Source organism: Rhizobium centroccidentale (genome assembly GCF_030182565.1).
Taxonomy (GTDB): domain Bacteria; phylum Pseudomonadota; class Alphaproteobacteria; order Rhizobiales; family Rhizobiaceae; genus Rhizobium.
The window spans coordinates 68,109-91,663 of sequence record NZ_JAQJCG010000016.1; the positions used below are offsets into that span (position 1 = coordinate 68,109).

24 protein-coding genes and 1 tRNA gene are annotated in these 23,555 nt (G+C 60.3%); 13 read left to right on the plus strand and 12 right to left on the minus strand.

The features are described 5' to 3' along the window. Positions 1–41: 41 nt before the first annotated feature. Complete coding sequence (locus PH562_RS20465) at positions 42–602, plus strand: dihydrofolate reductase family protein (RefSeq protein WP_285175389.1); 561 nt, start codon at positions 42–44, stop codon at positions 600–602. Here the strand turns inward: PH562_RS20465 and pdeM are convergent. Further along, entirely contained in the window at positions 599–1,336 is a 738-nt protein-coding gene (gene pdeM / locus PH562_RS20470) for a ligase-associated DNA damage response endonuclease PdeM (RefSeq protein ID WP_285175450.1), read from the minus strand. The genes PH562_RS20465 and pdeM overlap by 4 nt on opposite strands. A 41-nt stretch (positions 1,337–1,377) precedes the next feature. Beyond that, on the minus strand, positions 1,378–3,888 hold the full coding sequence (locus tag PH562_RS20475) for a ligase-associated DNA damage response DEXH box helicase (RefSeq protein WP_285175451.1): 2,511 nt from the start codon (positions 3,886–3,888) through the stop codon (positions 1,378–1,380). Between the two features lie 358 nt (positions 3,889–4,246). Between PH562_RS20475 and PH562_RS20480 the strand changes: the two genes are divergently transcribed. Next, positions 4,247–4,750 carry an RrF2 family transcriptional regulator gene (locus PH562_RS20480; RefSeq protein WP_285175391.1) on the plus strand — a complete coding sequence of 168 codons (504 nt, stop codon included), beginning with the start codon at positions 4,247–4,249 and terminating at the stop codon, positions 4,748–4,750. Between the two features lie 30 nt (positions 4,751–4,780). Next, a complete protein-coding gene (locus tag PH562_RS20485; RefSeq protein ID WP_285175393.1) occupies positions 4,781–5,242 on the plus strand; it encodes a carboxymuconolactone decarboxylase family protein in 462 nt (153 codons plus the stop codon). A 354-nt stretch (positions 5,243–5,596) separates the two neighbouring features. Here the strand turns inward: PH562_RS20485 and PH562_RS20490 are convergent, their stop codons facing one another. Further along, complete coding sequence (locus tag PH562_RS20490) at positions 5,597–6,637, minus strand: glutamine synthetase beta-grasp domain-containing protein (protein WP_095433900.1); 1,041 nt, start codon at positions 6,635–6,637, stop codon at positions 5,597–5,599. A gap of 444 nt (positions 6,638–7,081) precedes the next feature. On the opposite strand from PH562_RS20490, the gene PH562_RS20495 reads away from it, so the two are divergent. Next, positions 7,082–7,273, plus strand: coding sequence for a DUF2735 domain-containing protein (locus tag PH562_RS20495; protein WP_015338743.1), 192 nt, complete (start codon positions 7,082–7,084; stop codon positions 7,271–7,273). Positions 7,274–7,282: 9 nt separating this feature from the next. Here the strand turns inward: PH562_RS20495 and PH562_RS20500 are convergent, their stop codons facing one another. Beyond that, a complete protein-coding gene (locus PH562_RS20500; protein WP_285175395.1) occupies positions 7,283–7,918 on the minus strand; it encodes a YitT family protein in 636 nt (211 codons plus the stop codon). Between the two features lie 107 nt (positions 7,919–8,025). Next, the gene (locus PH562_RS20505; RefSeq protein WP_285175397.1) at positions 8,026–8,970 is read right to left on the minus strand and encodes a class I SAM-dependent DNA methyltransferase; all 945 of its coding nucleotides are present in this window, start codon (positions 8,968–8,970) and stop codon (positions 8,026–8,028) included. 165 nt (positions 8,971–9,135) lie between these two features. Here PH562_RS20505 and PH562_RS20510 point away from each other — a divergent pair, with 165 nt between their 5' ends. From PH562_RS20510 to PH562_RS20520, 3 genes are read left to right on the plus strand one after another with little or no spacing between them, the layout of a single operon-like run. Further along, complete coding sequence (locus PH562_RS20510; protein ID WP_047628163.1) at positions 9,136–9,402, plus strand: DUF6460 domain-containing protein; 267 nt, start codon at positions 9,136–9,138, stop codon at positions 9,400–9,402. Between the two features lies 1 nt (position 9,403). After that, positions 9,404–9,907 carry a CAP domain-containing protein gene (locus tag PH562_RS20515; RefSeq protein ID WP_113229367.1) on the plus strand — a complete coding sequence of 168 codons (504 nt, stop codon included), beginning with the start codon at positions 9,404–9,406 and terminating at the stop codon, positions 9,905–9,907. 16 nt (positions 9,908–9,923) lie between these two features. Further along, positions 9,924–11,273, plus strand: a complete 1,350-nt coding sequence (locus PH562_RS20520) for an MATE family efflux transporter (RefSeq protein ID WP_285175398.1) — start codon at positions 9,924–9,926, stop codon at positions 11,271–11,273. On the opposite strand, the gene PH562_RS20525 is transcribed toward PH562_RS20520, so the two are convergent. Together PH562_RS20525 and PH562_RS20530 are read right to left on the minus strand one after the other, a co-directional pair. Then, complete coding sequence (locus PH562_RS20525; protein WP_285175399.1) at positions 11,249–12,337, minus strand: quinone-dependent dihydroorotate dehydrogenase; 1,089 nt, start codon at positions 12,335–12,337, stop codon at positions 11,249–11,251. The two genes, PH562_RS20520 and PH562_RS20525, sit on opposite strands and share 25 nt — an antisense overlap. Continuing rightward, entirely contained in the window at positions 12,334–12,690 is a 357-nt protein-coding gene (locus PH562_RS20530; protein ID WP_113229370.1) for a DUF952 domain-containing protein, read from the minus strand. Before PH562_RS20530 ends, PH562_RS20525 begins: the two co-directional genes overlap by 4 nt. Before the next feature lie 105 nt (positions 12,691–12,795). On the opposite strand from PH562_RS20530, the gene PH562_RS20535 reads away from it, so the two are divergent. The 4 genes from PH562_RS20535 to PH562_RS20550 all read left to right on the plus strand — a co-directional run bounded on the left by PH562_RS20535 (position 12,796) and on the right by PH562_RS20550 (position 15,854). Next, on the plus strand, positions 12,796–13,224 hold the full coding sequence (locus tag PH562_RS20535; protein ID WP_285175400.1) for a hypothetical protein: 429 nt from the start codon (positions 12,796–12,798) through the stop codon (positions 13,222–13,224). 126 nt (positions 13,225–13,350) lie between these two features. After that, on the plus strand, positions 13,351–14,019 hold the full coding sequence (locus PH562_RS20540) for a S24 family peptidase (protein WP_285175401.1): 669 nt from the start codon (positions 13,351–13,353) through the stop codon (positions 14,017–14,019). A 15-nt stretch (positions 14,020–14,034) separates the two neighbouring features. Next, positions 14,035–15,264, plus strand: a complete 1,230-nt coding sequence (locus tag PH562_RS20545) for a thermonuclease family protein (RefSeq protein WP_285175402.1) — start codon at positions 14,035–14,037, stop codon at positions 15,262–15,264. 176 nt (positions 15,265–15,440) lie between these two features. Then, entirely contained in the window at positions 15,441–15,854 is a 414-nt protein-coding gene (locus tag PH562_RS20550) for a tellurite resistance TerB family protein (RefSeq protein WP_015338732.1), read from the plus strand. A gap of 54 nt (positions 15,855–15,908) precedes the next feature. On the opposite strand, the gene PH562_RS20555 is transcribed toward PH562_RS20550, so the two are convergent. Beyond that, on the minus strand, positions 15,909–16,784 hold the full coding sequence (locus PH562_RS20555; RefSeq protein ID WP_285175403.1) for a transporter substrate-binding domain-containing protein: 876 nt from the start codon (positions 16,782–16,784) through the stop codon (positions 15,909–15,911). A gap of 421 nt (positions 16,785–17,205) precedes the next feature. Here PH562_RS20555 and PH562_RS20560 point away from each other — a divergent pair, with 421 nt between their 5' ends. After that, positions 17,206–19,212: a methyl-accepting chemotaxis protein gene (locus tag PH562_RS20560; protein WP_285175404.1), complete on the plus strand. Its 2,007-nt coding sequence runs from the start codon at positions 17,206–17,208 to the stop codon at positions 19,210–19,212. 29 nt (positions 19,213–19,241) lie between these two features. On the opposite strand, the gene PH562_RS20565 is transcribed toward PH562_RS20560, so the two are convergent. Next, positions 19,242–19,817: an acyltransferase gene (locus PH562_RS20565; RefSeq protein WP_113229375.1), complete on the minus strand. Its 576-nt coding sequence runs from the start codon at positions 19,815–19,817 to the stop codon at positions 19,242–19,244. A 118-nt stretch (positions 19,818–19,935) separates the two neighbouring features. Continuing rightward, positions 19,936–21,162, minus strand: a complete 1,227-nt coding sequence (locus PH562_RS20570; protein ID WP_285175405.1) for an MFS transporter — start codon at positions 21,160–21,162, stop codon at positions 19,936–19,938. Positions 21,163–21,262: 100 nt separating this feature from the next. Here PH562_RS20570 and PH562_RS20575 point away from each other — a divergent pair, with 100 nt between their 5' ends. Next, the gene (locus PH562_RS20575; RefSeq protein WP_285175406.1) at positions 21,263–22,165 is read left to right on the plus strand and encodes a LysR family transcriptional regulator; all 903 of its coding nucleotides are present in this window, start codon (positions 21,263–21,265) and stop codon (positions 22,163–22,165) included. A gap of 85 nt (positions 22,166–22,250) precedes the next feature. Here PH562_RS20575 and PH562_RS20580 read toward each other — a convergent pair whose 3' ends face one another. Further along, the gene (locus tag PH562_RS20580; protein WP_285175407.1) at positions 22,251–23,282 is read right to left on the minus strand and encodes a RelA/SpoT domain-containing protein; all 1,032 of its coding nucleotides are present in this window, start codon (positions 23,280–23,282) and stop codon (positions 22,251–22,253) included. A gap of 183 nt (positions 23,283–23,465) precedes the next feature. Continuing rightward, a tRNA-Gly gene (locus PH562_RS20585) sits at positions 23,466–23,539 on the minus strand. Between the last annotated feature and the right edge of the window lie 16 nt (positions 23,540–23,555).

The following is a 23,555-nucleotide window of genomic DNA, read 5'->3' on the forward strand; positions in this document are numbered from 1 at the left end:
AGTTTTGATTATGATCCAGTTATCACAATGGAGGAGAAGTGATGAGGAAGCTCGTTATCTGGAATCTCATGACGCTCGACGGTTATTTCGAGGGAGCCAAGCCCTGGGACCTCGATTTTCACATGCTCGCCTGGGGCGATGAGCTGGAACACTATGCGACCGAGCTCGGCAAGGAAGGCGATCTGCTGATCTTCGGCCGCAAGACCTATGAAGGCATGGCCGCCTATTGGCCGACCGCGACGCAAGCGCCCGACATCGCCGCCTACATGAACGGCATCGCCAAGATTGCCGCTTCGCGAACGCTCGATAAAGCAGACTGGCACAATACCCGCGTCGTTAGTGACATCGTCGCCGAGGTGAAGAAGCTGAAGGAAGAAGCGGGCAAGACCATGTTTGTTTTCGGCAGTGCCGAAGTGACCGATGCATTGCTCAAGGCGGGGCTGGTGGACGAGCTGAGGATCTGCCTCGTTCCGGTCGTCCTCGGTGCTGGCAATCCGCATTTTAAACCGGCGGCCGACCAACGCCCGATGAAGCTCATCGGCTCCACGCCCCTCAAAACCGGGGCTGTCATCCTGCGTTATGAACCGGCGAACGCGGCCTAGGCCGAGAGATTGCCGAACCGCACGGAGTAAATGCGGTCGCGGCCGAGCAGGTGCGCAATCAGGCTCTCCCGCTCGAAGAGGCCTGCCATCGCCTTGTGGCGAAGATCGAGGCCACCTGTCATCACGCCGAAGGCCGGCATCAGCAGACGGGCGCCATCCGTGGCAAAGCACGGGCGGCGCACCGATTTCTCCCGACGCCGAACGGTGGCCGAGGGATGCAGATGGCCGGCGATCTCGCCGGCCTGCAACCCGGCCTTTGGCTCATGGCGGAAGGTGAGCCCGCCATAATGCATCTCGTCGACGGAATGGCCGGGCAAATCGACGGTGCCATCCGGATCATGATTGCCGTTGATCCAGATCCATTCGCGGCCGCGCGCCATATTGACGATCAGGCTGCGAAACGCTTCCGGCAGATGCTGTGAACCGACCCGATCGTGGAAATTATCACCAAGCGACACCACGAGTTTCGGATCGTAGCGTGCGATGACGGCGGAGAGGACTGTCAGGGTCGCCAGCGTATCGTAGGGCGGCAGCATCATGCCGCGGCGGGCAAAGGCCGCACCCTTTTCCAGATGCAGATCGGAGACGACGAGAATGCCGGCTTCCGGCAGATAGAGCGCACCCAGGGGATCGCAGACGGCAGCGACACCATGAATGACGGCTTCAACGCCCGCCGCACTGGTTGCGCCGTTACCCTGACCGTTCATATCTCGCGCTAGCGCCAGGCGGTTCATCACCGTAACAATCTACCTTCGTCGTCTGCTTTACAGCATCCCTATTCCATTGCCTCGCGGATCAGGTCGTCAGCCGCTTCCGCAAGCAAAGAATCGTGAGCCTCGCCCGGCACCGGCACCTTGCCGATCTCCAGCATCACCGGCACGGCGAGCGGGGAAATATGATCCAGCGCGCGATGGGTGATGTGGCCCTTGATTCGCTTCAGCATATCCGCAAGACGGCCAATATCCAAAAGCCCGGTCGCAGCATCCTGCCTCGTCGCCTGCAGCAGGATATGATCAGGCTCATGGCTGCGCAGCACATCATAGATCAGATCGGCCGAGACGGTCACTTGCCGGCCGGTCTTTTCCTTGCCCGGATGCCGGCGCTCGATCAAGCCGGCAATCACGGCGCAATTGCGGAAGGTGCGCTTCAAAAGAAAGGATTCATCGAGCCACGCCTCGAGATCGTCGCCGAGCATATCCTCGTCGAAGAGATCGGAGAGGCTGAGGCGCCCATTGGCGATCATCAGCCCCATATCCTCCAGCCCCCAGATGCCGAGAGAATAATCGGTTGCGACGAAGCCCATGGGCTTGGCGCCGACGCGCTCCAGCCTTCGGGTCAGCAGCATGCCGAGCGTCTGGTGCGCCAGCCTTCCCTCGAAAGGATAGGCGACCAAGTAGGCGCGGCTGCCGCGCGGGAAGGTCTCGATCAGAAACTCGTCGCGCTTCGGCAGCAGCGATTTCTCGTTCTGAATTTCCAGCCAGTCGCGCACCTGATCCGGCAGACGGTGGCGCCGGTCTGGATCGGCAATCATCGCCCGCACCTGATCGGCGAGGTATGTGGAAAGCGGAAACTTGCCGCCGGCATAGGAGGGAATTTTCGGATCCAGCGAGAAGGCCTGCGACGCGAGGCATTCGCTTTCGCGGATGCCCTCGAAGCGCAGAACCTTGCCGGAAAAGAGGAAAGTGTCGCCGGGCGAGAGCTGCTCGACGAAATATTCCTCGACCTTGCCTAACGGCGCGCCACCTCTTCCAAGCGAGCCCAGCGCGTTGCGTTTCACCAAGCGGATATTCAGCATCGCCTCTTCGACGATCGTGCCGAGGTTCAGGCGATATTGCTGGGCGACCTGCGGATTGGAGACGCGCCAGCGCCCATCCGACGTCTTGCGAATGCGGGCATAGCGCTCATAGGTCCGGAGCGCATAGCCGCCGGTGGCGACGAAATCGACGATGCGCTCGAAGGTCTCCCAGGAAAGCTCGGCATAGGGCGCCGCGCTCTGCACCTCGTCGTAAAGCTCGAGCATATCGAAGGGTTCGGCGCAGGCCATGCCGAGCACATGCTGGGCGAGAACGTCGAGCGCTCCTGCGCCGATGGGCGGCGTGTCCTGGGCGCCCATATAGTTGGCATCAAGTGCTCCCTGACATTCCATGACCTCGAAGCGGTTAGCCGGCACCAAGATCGCCTTCGACGGCTCGTCCATGCGGTGATTGGCACGGCCGATACGCTGGGCAAGGCGGCTGGCGCCCTTGGGCGCGCCAACATGGATGACGAGATCGACATCGCCCCAGTCGATACCGAGATCCAGTGTCGACGTGGCGACGACGGCGCGCAGGCGGTTTTCCGCCATGGCCGCTTCCACCTTACGGCGCTGGCCGACATCGAGCGAGCCGTGATGCAGCGCGATCGGCAAGTTATCGTCATTGGCCGACCATAGCTCTTGAAACAGCATTTCCGCCTGCGAGCGCGTGTTGACGAAGAGCAGCGTCGTGCGGTGCGCCTTCAGCTCGCGATAGATATCGGGGATCGCATATTTGGCGGAATGGCCGGACCAGGGGATGCGTTCTTCCGTGGACAGAATCGAGATATCGGGCTTGGCGCCGCCCTCGACAATGACGAGGCCGGCGTGGTGCTCTTGCCCCGGCTCTTGCGCTACCAGCCATTTCTGCAGGTCCATCGGGTCAGCGACGGTGGCCGAAAGGCCGATGGTCTGCACGCGCGGCGCCAGTTTGCGGATGCGGGCAAGGCCGAGCGACAGCATATGACCGCGCTTGGATGTGACGAGCGAATGCAGCTCGTCGAAGACGATGTATTTTAGATCTTTGAAGAAGCGCTCGGCTTCGCGATTGGCGAGCAGCAGCGCCACCTGCTCGGGCGTCGTCAACAGGATATCCGGTGGATTGAGCTTCTGCCGCTGGCGCTTGCCAGCAGGCGTATCACCCGTGCGGTTCTCGACCGTGACAGGCAGGCCCATTTCCGAAACGGGCTTCATCAGGTTGCGCTCGATATCGACGGCAAGCGCCTTCAATGGCGAGATGTAGAGCGTGTGGATGCCGGTGAAGGCCGAGCCGGGCGGGATTCTGCCGCGCCGGGTGATATCGGTGAGCGACGGCAGGAAGCCGGCGAGCGTCTTGCCGGCGCCGGTGGGGGCGATCAGCAGCGTGCTTTCGCCGGCCTCAGCGCGGGCCAGCAGTTCCAACTGATGGGCGCGCGGCTGCCAGCCCTTTTCCGCAAACCAGCGGATGAAGGGGGCAGGCAGGGCAAGGAGGCGGTCGGCGTCGATCTGGTCCACGGGCTGAATGTAGTTGAAATGTGGAGGATAGGAAGCGGGGAGCTGGAGAAGAGCAAGGACGATCCGGCCACTCCTCTTCTGCGCCAAGACCGCCATGTGTCCATGGTCTCCACACGCACCGTCATCCTCGGGCTTGACCCGAGGATCCAAGCACAGGCGCTTCCGATTGGTATCTAAATCGCTTGATGGCGCAAGGATGGATACGCCCTTGTCTGCCATCGCGCGGGGCTGCGAGGCTTGGGCATGGTTCCTCGGGTCAAGCCCGAGGATGACGGCGCGCGTGGGGACGTTCGCATTCCCTACTTGACTCCCATCATAATCATAGATAAAAATTATCCATGATTTGAGAGGCACGAAAATGAAGCTCGGAGACGGTGTTGAACAATCCATCCATTGCGTTGGCATGCTGGCTGGCCTGTCCGATGGCGGCGTGCTCTCGGCGGCTGCCCTTGCCGAATTTCACGGCGTTTCGGTCAGCTACCTTCTGAAGCATCTGCAGGCGCTTTCGGGTGCCGGCATTCTCGATACCGTGCCGGGACCGAAGGGTGGCTATCGGTTGGCGCGCAAGCCGGAGCAGATCACACTTCTCGATATCGTGCTGGCGGCTGAAGGCCCCGCACCCGCCTTCCGCTGTGCGGAAATCCGCCAGCGCGGTCCGTACCCGCTGGAAGGGCGCTACTTCGCCAAGCCCTGCGGCATCAATGCCGCCATGCTGGCGGCCGAGCGCGTCTATCGGGCTGAATTGGCAAAGACAACGATCGCCGACGTCCTGACCGATCTCAGGCAGACGGACACAGATGGCAGGATCGCCGCGAGAGGCTGCGCCTTTCTCGAGCTGCATGAACGCAAGACCAGAAACTGAACCTCAATTTAAAACCCAAGGAGAAGACCCATGCATCCGCGTTTCAACTTCGCCAAAGCCTCCCCCGACTCCTACAAGGCTGTCGTCGCGCTGGAGAACTTCGTTCAGAACAGCGGCCTCGAGCGCCGTTTCATTCACCTAATCAAGCTCCGCGCCTCGCAGATCAATGGCTGCGCCTATTGCGTCGACATGCACTCGAAGGAAGCCCGCCATGATGGCTTGAGCGAGCAGTGGATCAACCTGATGTGCGTCTGGTGGGAATCGCCTGTTTATGACGACCGCGAGCGTGCTTTGCTCCGCTGGGTGGATTCCGTCACCAAGATCGCCCAGACCGGCATTCCGGATTCCGACTACGAGCCGTTGAAGCAGCATTTCAGCGAAGAGGAGATCGTCAAGATCACCGTCGCGATCGGCACGATCAACATCTGGAACCGCCTCGCCGTCGGCTTCCGCTCGCAGCACCCGGTAGATGCGGCGAATAAAGCTGCGTGAGCCTGGCTTCTCTGAGCATGTTATGGCCAGAGCCCTCCCTTGAGCGGCGTTATCCTCGGGCTTGACCCGAGGATCCAAGCGCAGGGGGGCGGCTCAGCGGGAATGCCGCAAGCGAGCGTTGGCGAGAGTGCATCCCTTGATGCGATGCACACCAAAACCCTCTCATATGGTCGGTAGCTTGGGCGTGGATCCTCGGGTCAAGCCCGAGGATGACGGACTGTGGGGTTAGCAGCGGGGGCCTAAGAAAGTCTGGGCGACAGCGGCTACTTGATAACCTCAAAACGAAAAACGCGGTGCCAAAGCCCCGCGTCATTTATTCCTCTCTCGTGCTCGGCAGGCCAAGCATGAAAGCTATCAGGCAGCAACCGAGCCGAAGCCAGCCGTCGGAACTTCCGAGATAGTCTTCAGGACCTGGGAAGCGATCTGGTAGGGGTCGCCTTGCGAGTTCGGGCGACGATCTTCGAGGTAGCCCTTGTAATCGTTCTTGATGAACGAGTGCGGAACGCGAATCGAAGCGCCGCGGTCGGCAACGCCGTAGGAGAACTTGTTCCACGGAGCCGTTTCATGCTTGCCGGTCAGGCGCATGTGGTTGTCCGGGCCGTAGACAGCGATGTGGGCTTCGAGGTTCTTGTCGAACTGAGCCATGAGCGCTTCGAAATAGGCCTTGCCGCCAACTTCGCGCATGAACTTGGTCGAGAAGTTGCAGTGCATGCCCGAGCCGTTCCAGTCGGTATCGCCGAGCGGCTTGCAATGGAACTCGATGTCGATGCCGTATTTTTCGCAAAGACGCAGCAGCAGGTAGCGTGCCATCCAGATCTGGTCGGCGGCCTTCTTGGAACCCTTGCCGAAAATCTGGAATTCCCACTGACCCTTGGCCACTTCGGCATTAATGCCTTCGTGGTTGATGCCTGCTTCGAGGCAAAGGTCGAGGTGCTCTTCAACGATTTCGCGAGCGACATCGCCTACGTTCTTGTAGCCGACGCCGGTGTAGTACGGACCCTGCGGAGCCGGGTAGCCGGATTCCGGGAAGCCGAGCGGACGGCCGTCCTTGTAGAAGAAGTATTCCTGCTCGAAGCCGAACCATGCGTCTTCATCGTCGAGGATGGTCGCGCGGCTGTTGGACTCGTGCGGGGTAACGCCATCAGGCATCATGACTTCGCACATGACGAGAGCGCCGTTGGTACGGGCGGGGTCCGGATAGATGGCGACGGGCTTCAGCACGCAATCGGAGCTGCGGCCTTCGGCCTGCATCGTCGACGAACCATCGAAGCCCCAAAGCGGAAGCTGCTCGAGCGTCGGAAATGCGTCGAATTCCTTGATCTGCGTTTTACCGCGCAGGTTCGGCACCGGGGTGTACCCGTCGAGCCAGATGTACTCGAGCTTATATTTCGTCATTACGCACCTCATAACAGTTAATCAGGCGAAGTAGGAAAAACTTGGCCGGCGCGCCCGCCGGAAAATTCCTCACTACGAACGGCTGCCAGGAGAGATGCATGTGCCGTGCCAGATCGCATCGACATCTGACCCGTCAGGCGAGATTTTTATGATTCAGACGCGTTCCGGCAAGATTTCCCGGTGCCAAGCATCAGATTCTTTTCAAATCGCCGCCATGGTTCCAATCGAGCTGCCAAAGTGTCGCAGGCTCAGCCCGCCCTATAATGGATTGGAAAATCGACAGATCAAAGAAGCGGCATCCGCTGCACTACCGTCGAATTGCCTATAATTTCATCATTTAGCATTTTTTTTAAGCGGAATGGTGATATTCGTCTTCGGCTTTGCTATATATGAGCTGTCTCTTGAAGCGCACCCGCTTGAACACCAAAAAGGGAGAGACAAAGAATGGCAATCGGTACTCGGCACGAAACCGCAAAGATCTATCAGTTTCCCGTTACGGCTCGTCCCACGGCGCTCAGCCAGCGTCCGAAGGTGAACCTCACCCCGGATATCGGGCCGTCCATTGCGACGGCCGCATTCGATAGCTGGTATCATGAAGCCGCGATCGTCGAATCCGACGAGACCCGCAAGCAGTAGGCTTCAGCTTTACAGCGCTATATAGCGATCCGAGCGATGGTTGATCGCGACGAAGAGATTGAGCGCGATTGCGCCGATCACCGAGCAGATGACCACGGCAGGCGTGGTCACCGCAAAAGCGACGGCGAGCACGCATAGGTCGATTGCCAGCTGCACCAAGCCCGCCCTGATGCCAAAACGCTCCTGCAGGTAAATCCCCAGAATGCCTACGCCGCCGAGGCTTGCCCGGTGGCGATAGAGTGCGAGCAGCCCGAAGCCGAGCAGAATGCCGCCGAGCACCGCCGACCAGAGGGCGTTGATATGCGCGACATCGAAGAGGAGCGGCTGCAGATTGGTCAGCAGCGAGGTCAGCGCAATGGCGATGAAGGTCTTGATGGTGAAGACCGGGCCGAGCTGTTTCAGCGAGAGATAGAAGAACGGCAGATTGACCACAAAGAAAGCCAGGCCGAAATTCACGCCGATCGCGTAATGCAGCAGGAAAGCGATGCCGGCGGTACTGCCGGTCAGAAGGCCGGCACTCGAAAGGCAGAATAGCCCGAGCGACGAAATCAGGCTGCCGGAGACGATGCCCTGAACATCCTCAATCCACGAATGCCGGGTCGCGGAGGTCTTCCAGACACCAAATGCGCTCTTTGCGTTTGCCATGTGCTTTCCCCTGGGTTTCCAGGCTTTTTGCTGAAAACTCAGGCGATAATCAAGCGAAAATACGTAAGCAATACTGACCTATTTCAAATTCGCAAGATTCGAAATTATCAAGCCGATTTCCGGGTAATGAACAGAATGCCATGGACCGGTTTTCCGCCATCCATGCGAATGACGCTGCGGGTGAGATCCAGCACGGCAAAGCCGTGACCGGTCAAAATCTGCCTGACATAGGCTTCGGAATGGGCAAACCGCAGGGAATCGCGCAGCACATAACCATCCGGTTGCTGCGCGTCCTCGACGGAAAAGGCGAAGATCGCTGTACCGACCGAAAGCTTGCGGACGATCGCCATCACACCTTGCAGATCGCCGAGATACATCAGCACGTCGGCCGCGGTGATCAGATCCGCGCGGCCAGCCTCAAGCCCGACATCGAAAATGCCTGACAGATCCGGCTCCAGCGAGAGGTCGGCCTGGCCGAGATGATCGTAGACATTCTTCTCGGCCGCCTTGGCGAGCATGCCCTTCGACAGGTCGTAACCTTCCAGCCGATCGACACGGGCGCGGATTTCCGGCCCGAGCAGGCCCGTGCCGCAGCCGAGATCGACGGCAAGGCGGAAATGTTCGGGGATGTCGGTCGTTTCAGCGATCAGCGCCGCCAGCTTGCCAGGCACACTATAGCCCAGCTTCTCGACCAGCGAGGTTTCGAAGCGGTCGGCATAGTCATCGAACAATTGCTCGACATAGAGGCTCGGCGGCCGGTCCGGCACATCGGCACCGCCGAGAACGGCAAGCTTCAGGCGCGCGCCGAAGACATCGCCCGCATCGAGCGTCAGCACCTCGTTCAACGCTGCTATCGCGCCTGACGCATCGCCGGCCTTCTCGCGAAAGGTTGCGAGCGTGAACCAGCCCGCCGCCCAGCGTGGCGCCAGCTCCAGCGCCTGCTCCATCAGCTCGGCAGCACTAGCGGGCTCGCCGCTTTCTGCAAGCATCTTAGCATAGTCGGCGCGGCGGTCGGCAATGACATCGCCGGAGGAAAGCTGGCTCGGCAGCATGGGTTTCATCCTGTTTGACGCTTGCCTTTGAATGCGGCCATAAAAAAACTCAAGTCCTATTTCAGGCAGACGCTGGTTTGAGGCGCGCGCCGACCAAAAATGCTTGCGAGTCGCGGGCGCCGGCCCTATCTCAACACCGACCGACTGCCATATGGAGACGTCAGTATGTCCGATCAGGTGAACAGATTCCTTGGCGACTCGCCAGGCCGAACGCTGGTGAAGCTCGTCATCGTGTCGCTCGTCGTCGGCTTCGTGATGAAGTTCTTCGGCTGGCGGCCACTCGATTTCCTCTATGGCGTCCGGCGCTTCCTGCTCGATCTCTGGCACAGCGGCTTTGCCGCGCTGGGCGAATTCGGCGATTATGTGCTGCTCGGCGCATCCATCGTCATTCCGATCTTCATCATACTTCGTTTGTTCAATTACCGCAGCTGACATGACCTCCCAGACACTGACCTTAACGCGCCGCGATGCGTTGCGCCTCGCTGCTCTTGCGCTTACCGCATCCGTTGCGAGCTGCGCCACGCCGCCCGCCCGGATTTCCAATATCCCTTCCAGCGACCAGACCGCCTCCGCCCTGCCGCTTGTCAATGCACTGCGCGCCAAGAACGGCTTGCCGCCATTGAAGATCGACACGGCCGCCAGCACCGCCGCCGTCTATCAGGCCCGGCGCATGGCGAATGCCGGCAAGATGGAGCACCTGATCGGCCTCGGCGACGATTTCGGCAAGCGGGTCAAGGCAAGCGGCGTCAAGCTGCCGGCAGCCGAGAACATTGCCGAGGGGCAGCGCGACGTGAATGCAGCAGTGACGGCCTGGATCAATTCGCCGAAGCATTTGCACAACATGCTCGGCAAATATGATGGGCTTGGCGTCGCTCTCGCCTATGCACCCTCTTCCGGCGACAGGCCTTATTGGTCCATGGTGCTGTCCTCGAACTGAGGAGGCGTAACGTCAAATGGATGTCCAGCAAGGGAGCCGGCGGGTTCTGCCCTTCGACGTGACGCATCGGCTCGTGCTGTCGATCGCGCTTCCGATGACGCTCGGCTTCATGACGACACCGCTGCTCGGCCTTGTCGATACGGCCGTCGTCGGCCATATGGGCCAGCCCGACGCGCTCGCCGGCCTTGCGATCGGCGCCGTGTTGTTCGATCTGCTTTTCTCAAGCTTCAACTTCCTGCGTGCTTCGACGACAGGGCTCACCGCGCAAGCCTATGGCCGGCACGACCGGCACGAACAGCAGGCCGTCTTTTGGCGAGCACTGATATCGGCGCTCACATCAGGCATCCTGATCGTGCTCTTGTCGCCTCTTCTCCTTTGGCTCGGCCTCAAGCTCATGGGGCCGCAAGGCGGCATCGCGGATGCGACGCGCACCTATTTCTCCATCCGCATGCTGTCGGGACCGGCAGCGCTTGCCAATTACGCGCTGCTCGGCTTCGTGCTCGGCCGCGGCCAAGGCCGTATCGGGCTCTTACTGCAGACCGTCATCAATGGCGTCAACATCATGCTCGCCATCCTGCTCGGGCTCTATCTAGGCTGGGGCGTCGCCGGCGTTGCCTGGGGTACCCTGATCGGCGAAGCGAGCGGCATGCTGCTGGGGCTTTTCATCGTGCTGCGCAGCTTTGCCGGTGAGGAACGGCCGGCGCGCGCGGAGCTGCTCTCGCGCGTCAAGCTCATGCAGCTCTTCGCGCTCAACCGCGATATCCTGATCCGGACCTTCGTGCTGATTGCCGCCTTCACACTGATGACACGCATCGGCAACAGCTTCGGCGCCGTCATGCTTGCCGCCAATGCCGTGCTGATGAACTTCTTTCTGCTGTCAGGCTATTATCTCGACGGGCTCGCGAACGCGGCGGAGCAGATCACCGGCCGCTCGATCGGCGCCAATTATCGGCCGGCCTTCGAGCGCGGATTGAAGCTGACCGGGCTCTGGTCCTTTGGGCTGGCGCTTGCCGCCGCCATTTTCTTCTTCACGGTCGGGCCGGCGCTGATCCGCCTGCTGACAACTTCCGAAGAGGTGCGCCTCGCTGCGGAGACCTATCTGCCCTGGGCAGCGATCACCGGCCTGACCGGCGCACTCGCCTTTCTGATGGATGGAGTCTTCATCGGCGCCACATGGTCGCGCGAGATGCGCAACAAGATGCTGCTCTCCTTCGGCGGTTATCTCATCGCGCTGGCCATCTTCGTGCCAACGCTCGGCAATCACGGCCTATGGATGGCCATGAACGCCTTCCTGCTGTTTCGTGGCATCTTCCTGGCCATGGGCCTGAAGAAGCGGGCGGATCAGACGTTCCGGTTCGCCCAGTAGTCCAGCCTGATGTCGCGCAGGTCGCGGATCGAACCAGCGCGCTCCCGGTCGAGCAGTTTCGACAGGCCGGCAACGATCTGTGACGGCAAGCCCGGCCCTTCATAGACCATGCAGGAATAGAGCTGCACGAGATCAGCGCCGGCCTTGATCTTCTCGAGCGCCGTCTCCGCTGAGGATACGCCACCGACGCCGATGATCGGCAAAGCGGCACCCACGCGGCGACGCATCTTGGCAAGCACCACGGTCGATTTTTCGAAGACCGGCTTGCCCGACAGGCCGCCGGCCTCTTTGGCCTGCCGCTGATCCCTCAGGCCATCGCGCGCGAGCGTAGTGTTGGAGACGATCAGGCCATCGAGCGCATGCGACAGTGCTTCCGCGGCGATATCGTCCATGCCCTCCTCCGTTAGATCGGGCGCAATCTTGAGAAAGACGGGAATGCGCTTGCCGGCCTTTGCCGCCTCCTCGTCGCGGGCAGAAAGCACGGCCGACAGCAGGGCCGACAAGCTTTCGCGGGCCTGCAGATCGCGCAGGCCCGGCGTGTTCGGAGAGGAGATATTGGCGGTGAAATAGCGGGCGACGGAATAGAAGCGGCGGATGCCGGCGACATAATCGGCGATGCGGTCGGCGCTATCCTTGTTGGCGCCGATATTGACACCGATGATACCATTGCCACGGATGGTTTTGAGGCGCTGAAACGCTGCCTCATGGCCCTCATTGTTGAAGCCGAGGCGGTTGATGACGCCTTCGTCGTCGACTAGGCGGAAGATGCGCGGACGCGGATTGCCTGGCTGTGCCTTCGGCGTGACCGTGCCGATCTCGGTGAAGCCGAAACCAAGCTTCAGCAGCGCCTCCGGCACTTCGGCATTCTTGTCGTAGCCGGCCGCCATGCCTATAGGGTTAGCAAAGTCGAGCCCTGCCACAGTCTGGCGCAGGCGGGGATCGTTGTGTGTGCGGCAAGCCGGAATGAGGCCGGATTTCAGCGCCGCAATCGACATGCCATGTGCCGTTTCCGGATCGAACAGGAAAAGGCCGCGCCGGCCGAGATCGCGAAAGGCGCCAATCATTCCGCCATCTCCGGAAAGATATGGGCGCCGTCATCGCCAATCGGCAGCGGCTTTTCCCAGAGCACGGCCGAAAGCGGCAGCGGCGCATAAAGATGCGGGAAGAGATCGCCGCCGCGGGAGGGTTCAAAGACCAATTTGTCGCCGAGGACGTCGCCATCGACCGCGACCAACAGTAGCCCGGTCTGCCCGGTAAAATAGAGCTCGGCGGTTTTCTTTGCCTGCTTCGCGGTGGAGAGATGAATGTAGCCGTCGGTCAGATCGATCGCCGCGCCATGAAAAACGCCGCTTTGTCTGGCTTGCTGCCAGAGCGTGTCCGGCACGATCTTGTAAACCACTGGCATGGCGGTCATCATCCCTCTGTAAAGCTGTCCTGATAGGGCTTTGCACGAAAACATCAGCCGATGTCCACGGTTTCCGTGATGGATTTGGGGTTTAACGCAGAAAATCCGGAGGATGACATGACGAAGGAACTGAAAATCGGCCTTGTGGCCATGCTTCTGCCCGCTGCTTTTCTTCTCTCCACACAGGCTTTGTCGGCCGAACCGGATGCGGAACGCTTCCAGCTGGAGCGCAGCGGCGATCACTTCATTCGGCTCGACAAGCAGACCGGCGCGATGTCGATCTGCCAGGATCAGGGCGGCAATCTCGTCTGCCGCATGGCGGCCGACGAGCGCACAGCCTATGACGATGAGCTGGACCGGCTTTCCGACCGCGTGACGAAGCTGGAAAAGACAGTCGCCGCAAACAAGGGATCAAGCCTGCCCGACGATGCCGAGATCGACCGCACGCTCGGGATCATGCAGAAATTCATGCGTGGCTTCATGGGCATGGCGAAGGAGTTCCAGAACGAGCAGCCGGACGTCAAGCCGCAGCCGCAGAAGACCTGATGCCGCCACGAAAGCACGGGGATAAAGGATCCTATTCCTATGCCGGTCTTTACTCGCCAAAATGCCTCGGTTAACCTTTTTTAAAGAGCAGAGCGCCGGGCGAGCCGGCGCGGATACCGAGCGGCGATGCTGTCACACGAGCAGATATGGGGTGCGATCGACCGGCTTGCCGAGCGGCATGCCTTGACCCCTTCCGGCCTTGCCCGCCGCGCCGGTCTCGATGCCACCTCCTTCAACAAATCGAAGCGGCTGAGCCAGGACGGACGTCTGCGCTGGCCATCGACGGAATCGATCGCCAAGATTCTCGATGCGACGGGTGCCAGCCTGGAGCAGTTCCTGAGCTTCATCCGGCCCGCCGAGCCACGGGGCGCTACTACTCCGCCAAACGGGATTTTGCCGGCCGGCAACGCCATACCGCTGATCGGCTTTGCCCAAGCGGGCGCAGGCGGCTTCTTCGACGATGGCGGATTTCCAGCCGGTCAGGGCTGGGACATGGTGGAATTTCCCGTCGCTGCCGGGCACAGGACCGGCGCCTATGCGCTTGAGGTGCAGGGCGAAAGCATGTTGCCGCTCTATCGCGACGGGGATATTCTGATCGTCGAGCCAGGTGCTCAGATTAGAAAAAACGACCGTGTCGTCGTGAAGACCCGCGAGGGCGAAGTCATGGCCAAGGTCCTGCTGCGGCAAAGCGCCAAGTCGATTGAGCTTTTGTCGCTCAATCCGGAACACCCCAACCGCAGCTTCGATCTTGCGGATGTGGAATGGATTGCCCGCATCATTTGGGCCAGCCAATAGGAAAGTTTTCTCGTTATGCGTCGTAATATTTGGCTTGCAGGTGTGGCAGGCGTGATCGTCGGTTCTTGGTTGACCCTCGTCGCGATTCAGGTCGGTGAGCGTGGTTTCAGCCTGCCCCACCGCGGCCACAGCGAAACCACGGACGAAAGCAAGCCGGCTACGGCTGCGCCGAGCGAGACCGCCAAGGCCGACACCACGCCACCAAAGGCTATCGAGGCACCCACGCCTGCCGAAACCACGAAGCAAAGCGACGCAAATTCAGGTCAGGCGCAATCGGAAGGCCAACCAGTAGCGCAGGCCGCCGGCTCGGCCACACAAGCCACGAAGGGTAAGGCGACGATCCTAGCTACAGCGTCCCCTTCGACAAACAGCTCCGACAGCAGCCCCGAACTGTCCGCCGCGGCTATGGCGGCGGCGGCACAGCCGGCGACGCAACAGGACGACAAGGTTCCGACCGACCCTGCCCGTTCGAACGACGTATCGACGAAGCCAGAGGAAACCCAAAAGCTGCCGCCTGCGATAAAGACTGCGAGCGGCAAGAACGCCGCCATGTCCCAGGCCCAGCAACCAAGCGAAACCACGCCGGATACGGCGGCTGCCGCTTCATCGCAGACGGCATCTGACAATCATGCCAAGACCGATCCCGTCCCGGACAACCGGATACCGGCCGACCAGATCGACAGGGAGACGGCGGCGGCCGAACATCGAACCCTGCCGCCGGAGTCGCCGCAGCAAAAGTCTCAGCCGGCGTCTCAGTCCGAACAGGCAGCGCTTGATCCCGCATCCAAGCCACAGGAGCAGACGACGACGATCGAACTCGTCCGCCCTTTCTCGGATCAGGCCGGCATATTGACCATCACCGGTAGGAGCGTGCAACTCACCGGGATCATTCCGACCGATGTCGACCGAATGTGCACCGGCCCGAGCGGGAAGGACTGGCCCTGCGGCCAAGCCGCGCGCACCGCATTCCGCATGTATCTGCGTGGCCGTTCAATCGATTGCGATGTGCCCGATGCCAACTGGAAAGGCACCGTCAAGGGCGCCTGCCGCTATGTCCGGGTCGATCTCAGTTCCTGGCTGGTGCGCTTCGGTTGGGCGGATCCGGAGCCGGGCTCGCCGCTCGCATCGCTCGTTGACGAGGCCAAGCAGAAGAAGCGCGGCATGTATGGCGACGATCCACGCAAGAATGGAAAATCGACGCTCGGACCGGCCTTGCCCAAGGAAGACCCGCTCAATCCGATCTGACGTCTTGCTTCCGCCACTGCAGCCATGCGTCACATATGACGCGCAAAGGCTGCTGTAGCACTTTTAATCCGCCGCATAATTCCTTAAATCGATTCCGATCTAAGGAATTATGCAGTAACTTTTGCCATGAGACGCGCGGCTTTTCAGCTTGCCAAATTCAAAGGACTTCGCCTGTCATGAACAAGCCGCTTTCTGCTCACGAGGCCCTGATCTACGTCATGGTACTGGCCTCGGCCGTCGATCGCACGATGAACGACCGGGAACTCAGCCGCATCGGAGAACTCATTCACGCCCTGCCGGTCTTCAAGGGGTTCGACGACGAGAAGCTGATTTCCGTTTCCCGCGATTGCGCCAAGCTTCTTTCGAACAATGAGGGATTGGATATCGTGCTCGAAACCGTGCGCGACACGCTTCCCGCCCGTCTCTACGACACGGCCTATGCGCTGGCCGTCGAAGTCGCTTCAGCCGACCTGTCGGTCAAGGCCGAGGAATTGCGCCTGCTCAGCCTGCTTCGCGACCGTCTCGGCCTCGACAAACTGACCTGTGCGGCCATCGAGCGCAGCGCGATCGCCCGCTACCGCAAGGCCTGAGGCATTACGCATTCCGGACGGAAAACCGCTGCGCGGTTTCCTGAAATTGCTGAATCAGTAAAGCCCGTAAGGGAAATAGCGCAGATAGATTTCCTGCAGCCTGCCATCGCGCGACAGGGTGGCAAGCGCGTGGTTGATAGCGGCCGTCAGATCGCCATCCTGCTGGCGCAGCATGATGGTCATGCCTTCGCCGAGAAACTGCTGCGACAGATAGGGGCCGTCAAACAGAGCGCAGCATTTTTCCGCCGCCGGCGAAGAGACCCAGAACGAAAGCTGCAGGCCATCGGCAAATGCCGCATCGACCTTGCCGTCCTTGACGGCGGCCAGAAGCCCATCCTTGTCGTCGAACGGTACCGGCTTGATCGCCGGGAAGAAGGCCGCCAGCATCGCTTCGTGCACTGTTCCCTTGACGACGCCGATCGGATGCCCAGAAAGCGAAGCTGTGGTCGTGCCGCCGATCGATGCCTTGAGATTGCGCACGAAACGGGCCGGCAACATCAGGAAGGGTCGCGAAAAGGCGAAGGTCTTGCGCAGTTCGGGCGTGACCGCAACACCGGCGATGACGGCATCGCCTTGCGAGGCGGCCAGCGCGCCCTGCAATTCGCCGAAGGGCAAGGCCTGGATCTGGCATTTGTCCGCTATTGCGAGCTCGTCGCAGATCTTGCGGGCAAGCTCGACATGGAAGCCGGTGAGCTTGCCGTTCTGATCGAGAAAATTGAAGGGCGGAAAATCGATCGACGTCAGGAAGCGCAGTCTGACCAGCGAGGATAGGTCCGGTTTCGGCAGGCGTTCGCGCGCATCGAAGAGGATCGGCAGGTTCTGCGGCTTCGTCTCCTGGGCGGCCAGCGGCAAGGCGCAGGAGGTGACGATCAATACCGCTCGCGCCAGAAGCCGGGCGATTGACATCGTCGACGAAAGGCAAACACGCATGGTCTTGATCCGGCCTCCGGTCGTGGATGCACATTTTTGGTTCACGAATCCGATGTAGCAGAGTCACGCCGCAGGGGGAATATCGCGCGGCGCAATGGCGGCACTCGTGACTGCAGGATGAGTGGCGGAGATCAACCACATCGGCCAGTTGCGCGGTTTTGAACATGTGCAAATTAATGGGGGAATTCCACCCGGCAGTCTCCGCCGTTAGCAGTCGATTAAGCTCTATTGATTGTACTCTCGCCACCGACGACATCGGCTCCAAGCCGATCGCATGACGCAGGTCGTCTGGGCCTTCCTGGCAAGGTATCACGTAGACTCGGCTTCACCCGTGCACATCAGGCAGCCCCCTCCCCCAAAGACGAACGAGCGGGTTCTCGGCCTCATTGTGATAAAGCACGGCATTCGCAGGCGGACCGCCATGTTCAGGAACCTGAAAATCAAAACCAAGATACTTGCCGTGATCCTGTTTCTCGGCATCATTTCCTTTGTCGGTCTGCTGCTGATCGCCAGCGAATTCCACAAGGCGGATCGGGCCTACAGCGACTTCCTCGATCATGAGGCCATCGCGGCGAGCGAAGCTGCGCGCGCGAGTGCTGCCTCTCTCGCCTCCGTGCTGCAAGCAAGCCTGATACTGAATTTCGATCCCGCCAGCGATGCTTTCAAAGCAGTTGCGGCGGGCAGCAGCTATTTCGGCGAAGCCAAGCAAAGACTGGTCCATGCGGAAAATCTCGTTCCCACGGCAAAACAATCGATCGATGAAATTCTTGCTCGTCTCGACGAAGTGCAAGGGCTTACCGACAAGACCATCGACCAGCGCAAGAATGGCGACCTGAAGGGCGCCGAAGCGACCCTGATCCTGGTCAACCAAAAACTGCCCAGCCTCATTGCCAGCATACAGGCCAACGACGAAGCGCTGACAAACCGGATGAATGACGGCGCCGACACCTTGTCGGTTCACCTCAACCGTTCCGTCAACTCCATGCTCTTCGCTCTCGGCGGCCTCGTCGTGCTCGCCATCCTCCTCGGCATGTATGTCGCGCAGATGGGCATCGCCGCGCCGCTGATGCGGCTGCATCAGCGCATGACGACACTCGCGCATGGTGATACGGCAAGCGAGATCGAAGGCCGCGAGCGCCGTGACGAGATCGGACAGATGGCATCCGCCGTCGCGGTATTCCGTGACAATGCCGTCGAGCGATCTCGCCTAGAAACCCAGGCCGAGGCGGATCGCATCCTCAGCGACAGCGAGCGGGCACAGCGCGAAACGAGGCAGGCGGCCGAGGCGGCACAGCTCCAGCAAGCTGTTGAGGCTGTTGGCGACGGCTTGAAGCGCCTTGCGGAAGGCGATCTCGTTACGCAGATCGACGTCCAGTTCGTCGCGCATCTCGACCAGTTGCGGCAGGATTTCAACAACTCGCTTAGCAGGCTCAACGGAGCCATGCAGGCTGTCGGCTCCAATGCCCGCGCCATCAGCGCCGGTGCGGAGGAAATTCGCTCGGCGGCTGACGAGCTTTCCAAACGCACCGAACAGCAGTCGGCTTCCGTCGAGGAAACCGCCGCCGCGCTGGAGCAGATCACCATCACCGTCAAGGACGCCGCCAAGCGCACGCAGGAGGCAAGCCAGCTTGCCGCCCATACACGCAACGACGCGGAGCGCTCCGGCGAGATCGTCCGCAATGCGATCGGCGCCATGCAGCAGATCGAGAAATCGTCAGGGGAGATCAGCAATATCATTGGCGTCATCGACGATATCGCCTTTCAGACCAATCTTCTCGCATTGAATGCCGGTGTCGAAGCCGCCCGCGCCGGCGAGGCAGGCAAGGGCTTTGCCGTCGTTGCCCAGGAAGTACGCGAGCTTGCGCAGCGCTCCGCCGACGCTGCCAAGGAAATCAAGGACCTCATCAGCACTTCCGAAAGGCATGTGCGCACCGGCGTCGGCCTGGTCAGCGAAACCGGCAAGGCGCTCGATGCCATCGTCTCGGGGGTGCAGGAAATCAGCCGGCATGTGCATGCGATCGCCGAGGCTTCCCGCGAGCAGTCGGCTGGCCTGCAGGAGATCAATACGGCCGTCAACACCATGGATCACGGCACGCAGCAGAATGCCGCCATGGTCGAGGAGAGCACGGCGGCGAGCCATAGCCTTGCGACCGAAGCGGCCTCCCTGTCCAATCTTCTTGCTCAGTTTCGCACGGATGGTAGCGATGCCATGCGCATCTCGACGAAACCTGCCGCCAGCTCAGCGCCGAGGCCGGCGCCTCGACCGACAGCCCCGCCGGCTGCAACTCCGCGCATCCGGGCCGTTGATGATGCCAAGGTGCGACCGGCCGCTTCCCCAGCGCGCGCCCTCGGTCAGAAGCTGCTGAGCGCCTTCGGCGCCACACAGACGGCGACAACGAACAAGGATGCGGACTGGACGGAATTCTAAGGTCCGGCCGGCGCGATCGCGGCGCCCCCCTATTTTCTCGGGAGGGCGAACAGCCCGATATTGCCGGACCTGTTGCCTTCGGCTTCTCCGCGCCGTTTCAATAGCCTTGCCGGAGCGCCGACATAGATGCCGTAGGGCTTGGTCCGGCCCTTGACGACGGCATTGGCGCCGATGACGCATCCCTTGGCGACGTGGGCGCCGCCGAGAATCTTGGCGCCTGCTCCGATCCAGACATCGTCTTCGATGACGATGGGCTTCTTCGTCACGCCCTGAAGACGAATTGGGCGCGAAACATCATCAAAATTGTGATCGAAGGAAACGACCATCGCATGCGCGGCGATGCGCACATCATTGCCTATGACAATCCCGCCGCGGCCCAGCAGGATGCTGTAATCGTTGAAGGAGACATGATCGCCGATTTCGATGCTGCCTTCCTGCGCATCGATGACGACACCCTTGCGGAAATGCACTCTTTCCCCGATGCGGACGTCGCCTCGCTTCCAGATGATCCTAGTGCCGAGAGGTACTTTCGTACTACGGGCAATCTTCAGCACACCGCTCCGAAAGAGCGCTCTCAACCTGTAAAACCATGCTATTCCACGCATTCCGACGCTCCTGACAAGGAGCGGCAGTTTTTGCATGTTTGCCTGGCGCCCACCTGAATGATCTACAGATGGCGACGCGGCAGTGCATTCACAAGTGCGGTCCCGTTGCCTGCGCTGTTCAGATGCGCGCGGCAAGGCCTGTGATCAACGCAATCACGCCGAAGCCCGCGGCCCCTGCACAGACGGCAACCCAGCCGCCGAAGTCCCATGCCGTGCCAGCAAGCGCCGATCCGAGAGCGCCGCCGAGGAAGAAGATGCCGACGAACAGACCATTGATGCGCCCGCGCGCCTCAGGCTTCAGGAGATTGACGGCGCGACGACCCAGGGTCTGATCGCCGGTGACGCCGACATCGAGCAAGACCGCGCTGACGCCCAGAAGGATCAATAACGCCACCGAGTCGCCCGATCGTATTCCACCCACCCAGGCGGCCAGCGCCATGGCGGCGAGGACAATCAGATGCGAGGCCAATGTCGCCGTCCGCGTCCAGCCCCTGTCGCCCATACGGCCGAAGACAGAAGTCGCCGCAGCGCCGCCGGCACCCACAAGGGCAAACAGGGCGATGCCGGATTGGCCGAGCGAGAATGGCGGCTGCGCCAGACGCAGGGCGACGGAAGTCCAGAACAGGCTGAAGCTCGCCATCATCAAGGCTGCTGTGAAGGCACGCAGCCGCAGCACCGGTTCCTCCCGCAGGAGCCCGAAGAGCGAACCGATCAAGGCCCCATAGCTCGCGCTGACCAGAGGGCGCCGCTCAGGCAGGCGCAGGACGAGCACAGCGGCGAGCAGCGCAAGCGTCGCGGCACTCAAGGCATAGAAGCTTCTCCAGCCCCAGAAATCGGCAATCAGGCTCGCCAGCGGGCGCGAGACAAGAATGCCGACCATCGCGCCGCTCATGATATTACCGATCACCTGACCACGATGCTCGGGCGGCGCCATCGCTGCCGCGATCGGCACGAGGATCTGAATGGCAGAACAGGCCGCTCCCAGCAGGAATAGGAAGATCAGCAGGCTCCAGCCCGTCGGCGCGAAGGCGGCGGCAATAGCCATGACCAGAGCCGACAGAAGCATGCGCAGCACGAGCTGCCGGTTTTCCATGAGATCCGCCAGCGGCACCAGGAAAAACAGGCCGGCGGCATAGCCGAGCAGCGAGGCCATGGCCACCAGGCCGGCACCGCTCTCGGAAAAGCCGAGCGACGGGCCGATGATGCCGACCAGCGTCTGCGGCGCAAAGAGATTGATGACGATGACGCCGGTGGCGACGGCAAAAAGTAATGTCGAGGGTGCGGCGACAGCCTCGGATACGTCGTCCTCCCCCTCGCTCATCATACGTTCGGGATTTTGAGACATAGGCTCTCCAATAATTTTGATAATATTGATAGTCATCTTTATCCCTTTGCTGCATAATGCGGCAATTGAAATGAAATAATAATGTTTATGCGAGTTCATCATGAACATTCATGATCTGGAAGCTTTCGTCGCCGTGGTGGAGACGGGTTCGATCGTCGCCGCCTCGGCGCGCATCAATCTGACGCAGCCGGGCATCACCCGGCGCATCCAGAACCTGGAAGACAGTCTCGGCATTGCGCTGCTCGACCGGCAGTCGAAACCCCTCAAGCCGACGGCTGCGGGCCGCGAAGCCTATGAGCATGGGCGCCGTGTGCTGCGCTCGCTCGACGATCTCAAGGCCGGCGTTTCGCCCGGGGGCGCGATCGGCGGCGAATTCCGTCTGGGGATCATGCCGTATCTTTCCGAAGCGGCCTTATCCGCCCCGCTCGACGCATTGCGCAGCCAGTTTCCGCAATTGACGCTGCGCATCGTCACCGGCTGGTCGCCACAGCTGATCGAGCAGGTCGCTCACAGTCAGCTCGATGCAGCAACCGTCTGCCTGGCGGAGGGGTTGCAGCCGCCGGATAATGTCATCGGCGAAATGCTCGGAATCCATGCCGTCATTCTCGTTGCGGCGCCGTCGCTCGGCGTTCCCGCGGAGCCGAGCCTTGAAGATCTCTCCCGTTTTCCCTGGATCATGAACCAGAGCGGCTGCGGCTTTCGGGCCTTCATTCATCACCGCTTCGAAGCCGAGCGCCTGCCCTTCGATGTCGCCGTCGAGGCGATGAGCGCCGACCTGCGCATGTCGCTGGTCGCGCGCGGGCTCGGCATCGGCGTCTTGACGCCAGCGGCACTGGCGGACAGCCGCTGGCGCGATTTGGTCGAAGTGGTCGAGGCGCCGGATTTCAGCCCGAAAGTCGTCAACTGGCTGGTGCATCGCCCGCCGGCGGGGCGGCTGGCGCGGCCGATTGCAATCTTTGGAGATGCGCTAAAGGAAACGCTGAAAACAAGAGGCCGCTTTTGACCTTGATCCCCGCACGCTATTTCGATCAGCTTCAGCTAAAAGTTGTCAGCTGCAAGGTGCTACTCATCAATGTGGCTGCTGCACATTAAAGCGCGCTCTCTACTAGCTGAATAAATTCAGTGGCGTTGCGAAAGTAATTTCTGAAGGTACTTTTCAGGCTTTCGCCTTCGCTACCGCCAACAAGTACGACATCCCACGTGGGCTGCTCGCGTTCTATTTTTAGCAGCTCGTGCCAGGCACTCCGATAAGACCGGTGCCTTTCAACTCGAAGATCACTGCCGTTTTCAGGCACAACCAACAAAATAAAGCCTTTCAAGTCGTGATCGGCCCCCTGCTGGCCTGCCTCTCCCAGCGTTCGGAAAATGTGACTCCTTCCCTCAAGGAATGACCACTCTTCCACAAGCTCGCGATGACTCATATCAGGCAGGCAAGAGACAGAGTTCTCATACTTGCGTGCAAGAAGTTCGCTACAAATTTGGAAAAAGCGAGTGTGGTCTTTCTCGCCCTGACTGAACTTAACACGATTGGCTGTGAGCACATCCGAAAGTTCAACTGCTGTTGCCCAAGCGTGCTGAACTATCGTTCGATATTGCAGTTCGATAAGGAGACCGTTCCATTGAGCCCCGGCCAGGGTTCCTGCTTTATATTTGTATACGTCATGGATACCGCGATAACCACTCTCTTTTGGTGCGGCAATATAATCGTATTTGGGAACAGCGTTAATCATCTCATGTTTTGCGCGGCTAAGGTGAAACGATGCTCGAAATTCGTTTAATGAAGGTATGTCGCTGAAAACCAAGCGCATACCAGCTATATCGTGCATTGAAGACAAATCTAACGCGCGTCCTTGGCGCAGCTTGTCGATAATTGTGTTAGCGCGCTTAAGGCGCTGACCTACTTGTATATTTGTTCCGCGCGTCCTTTGTCGAAGATTAGCTTGGAAAGTGTTGATGATATATCCATGAGCAGCGCGCCATCGATTAAGAATGTTCAGATCTCCGTCTGCATCTTCACCATGCCGAATGCGCTCTCCCGCTTTCTTAACCGCTTTTTTGCTATCTGATGGCGCAATCCAGCCCATAACATCACCAAGTTGAAGCCATGATCTTTCGTACACTGCCCCTTCAGATGTAACAATTAAATTCGGGACTTTATTCCAGCGCGTTAACCTACGCTACGTTCTACCGCGTTATCTGCAAGCAGGACGAATTCAATGAATGAGCGGGTCGCTGTAAAATGGCCTGTAAAACCACCATTGTTTTACGGCCTCAAATTGTTCATAAATATTTGAAAAGGTTGCTGGAGCGGGTGAAGGGAATCGAACCCTCGTATTCAGCTTGGGAAGCTGCTGCTCTACCATTGAGCTACACCCGCCTGACACTGTGAGATG

What these genes read in the sequence shown, in the direction of transcription:
- PH562_RS20520 (WP_285175398.1), top strand. Translation starts at nt 9,924, where the DNA reads ATGGATGTCCAGCAAGGGAGCCGGCGGGTTCTGCCCTTCGACGTGACG.
- PH562_RS20550 (WP_015338732.1), top strand. Translation starts at nt 15,441, where the DNA reads ATGAACAAGCCGCTTTCTGCTCACGAGGCCCTGATCTACGTCATGGTA.
- PH562_RS20555 (WP_285175403.1), bottom strand. Translation starts at nt 16,784, where the DNA reads ATGCGTGTTTGCCTTTCGTCGACGATGTCAATCGCCCGGCTTCTGGCG.
- PH562_RS20495 (WP_015338743.1), top strand. Translation starts at nt 7,082, where the DNA reads ATGGCAATCGGTACTCGGCACGAAACCGCAAAGATCTATCAGTTTCCC.
- PH562_RS20575 (WP_285175406.1), top strand. Translation starts at nt 21,263, where the DNA reads ATGAACATTCATGATCTGGAAGCTTTCGTCGCCGTGGTGGAGACGGGT.
- PH562_RS20505 (WP_285175397.1), bottom strand. Translation starts at nt 8,970, where the DNA reads ATGCTGCCGAGCCAGCTTTCCTCCGGCGATGTCATTGCCGACCGCCGC.
- PH562_RS20510 (WP_047628163.1), top strand. Translation starts at nt 9,136, where the DNA reads ATGTCCGATCAGGTGAACAGATTCCTTGGCGACTCGCCAGGCCGAACG.
- PH562_RS20545 (WP_285175402.1), top strand. Translation starts at nt 14,035, where the DNA reads ATGCGTCGTAATATTTGGCTTGCAGGTGTGGCAGGCGTGATCGTCGGT.
- PH562_RS20565 (WP_113229375.1), bottom strand. Translation starts at nt 19,817, where the DNA reads ATGCGTGGAATAGCATGGTTTTACAGGTTGAGAGCGCTCTTTCGGAGC.
- PH562_RS20530 (WP_113229370.1), bottom strand. Translation starts at nt 12,690, where the DNA reads ATGATGACCGCCATGCCAGTGGTTTACAAGATCGTGCCGGACACGCTC.
- pdeM (WP_285175450.1), bottom strand. Translation starts at nt 1,336, where the DNA reads ATGAACCGCCTGGCGCTAGCGCGAGATATGAACGGTCAGGGTAACGGC.
- PH562_RS20490 (WP_095433900.1), bottom strand. Translation starts at nt 6,637, where the DNA reads ATGACGAAATATAAGCTCGAGTACATCTGGCTCGACGGGTACACCCCG.
- PH562_RS20570 (WP_285175405.1), bottom strand. Translation starts at nt 21,162, where the DNA reads ATGTCTCAAAATCCCGAACGTATGATGAGCGAGGGGGAGGACGACGTA.
- PH562_RS20540 (WP_285175401.1), top strand. Translation starts at nt 13,351, where the DNA reads ATGCTGTCACACGAGCAGATATGGGGTGCGATCGACCGGCTTGCCGAG.
- PH562_RS20465 (WP_285175389.1), top strand. Translation starts at nt 42, where the DNA reads ATGAGGAAGCTCGTTATCTGGAATCTCATGACGCTCGACGGTTATTTC.
- PH562_RS20500 (WP_285175395.1), bottom strand. Translation starts at nt 7,918, where the DNA reads ATGGCAAACGCAAAGAGCGCATTTGGTGTCTGGAAGACCTCCGCGACC.
- PH562_RS20485 (WP_285175393.1), top strand. Translation starts at nt 4,781, where the DNA reads ATGCATCCGCGTTTCAACTTCGCCAAAGCCTCCCCCGACTCCTACAAG.
- PH562_RS20480 (WP_285175391.1), top strand. Translation starts at nt 4,247, where the DNA reads ATGAAGCTCGGAGACGGTGTTGAACAATCCATCCATTGCGTTGGCATG.
- PH562_RS20515 (WP_113229367.1), top strand. Translation starts at nt 9,404, where the DNA reads ATGACCTCCCAGACACTGACCTTAACGCGCCGCGATGCGTTGCGCCTC.
- PH562_RS20535 (WP_285175400.1), top strand. Translation starts at nt 12,796, where the DNA reads ATGACGAAGGAACTGAAAATCGGCCTTGTGGCCATGCTTCTGCCCGCT.
- PH562_RS20560 (WP_285175404.1), top strand. Translation starts at nt 17,206, where the DNA reads ATGTTCAGGAACCTGAAAATCAAAACCAAGATACTTGCCGTGATCCTG.
- PH562_RS20525 (WP_285175399.1), bottom strand. Translation starts at nt 12,337, where the DNA reads ATGATTGGCGCCTTTCGCGATCTCGGCCGGCGCGGCCTTTTCCTGTTC.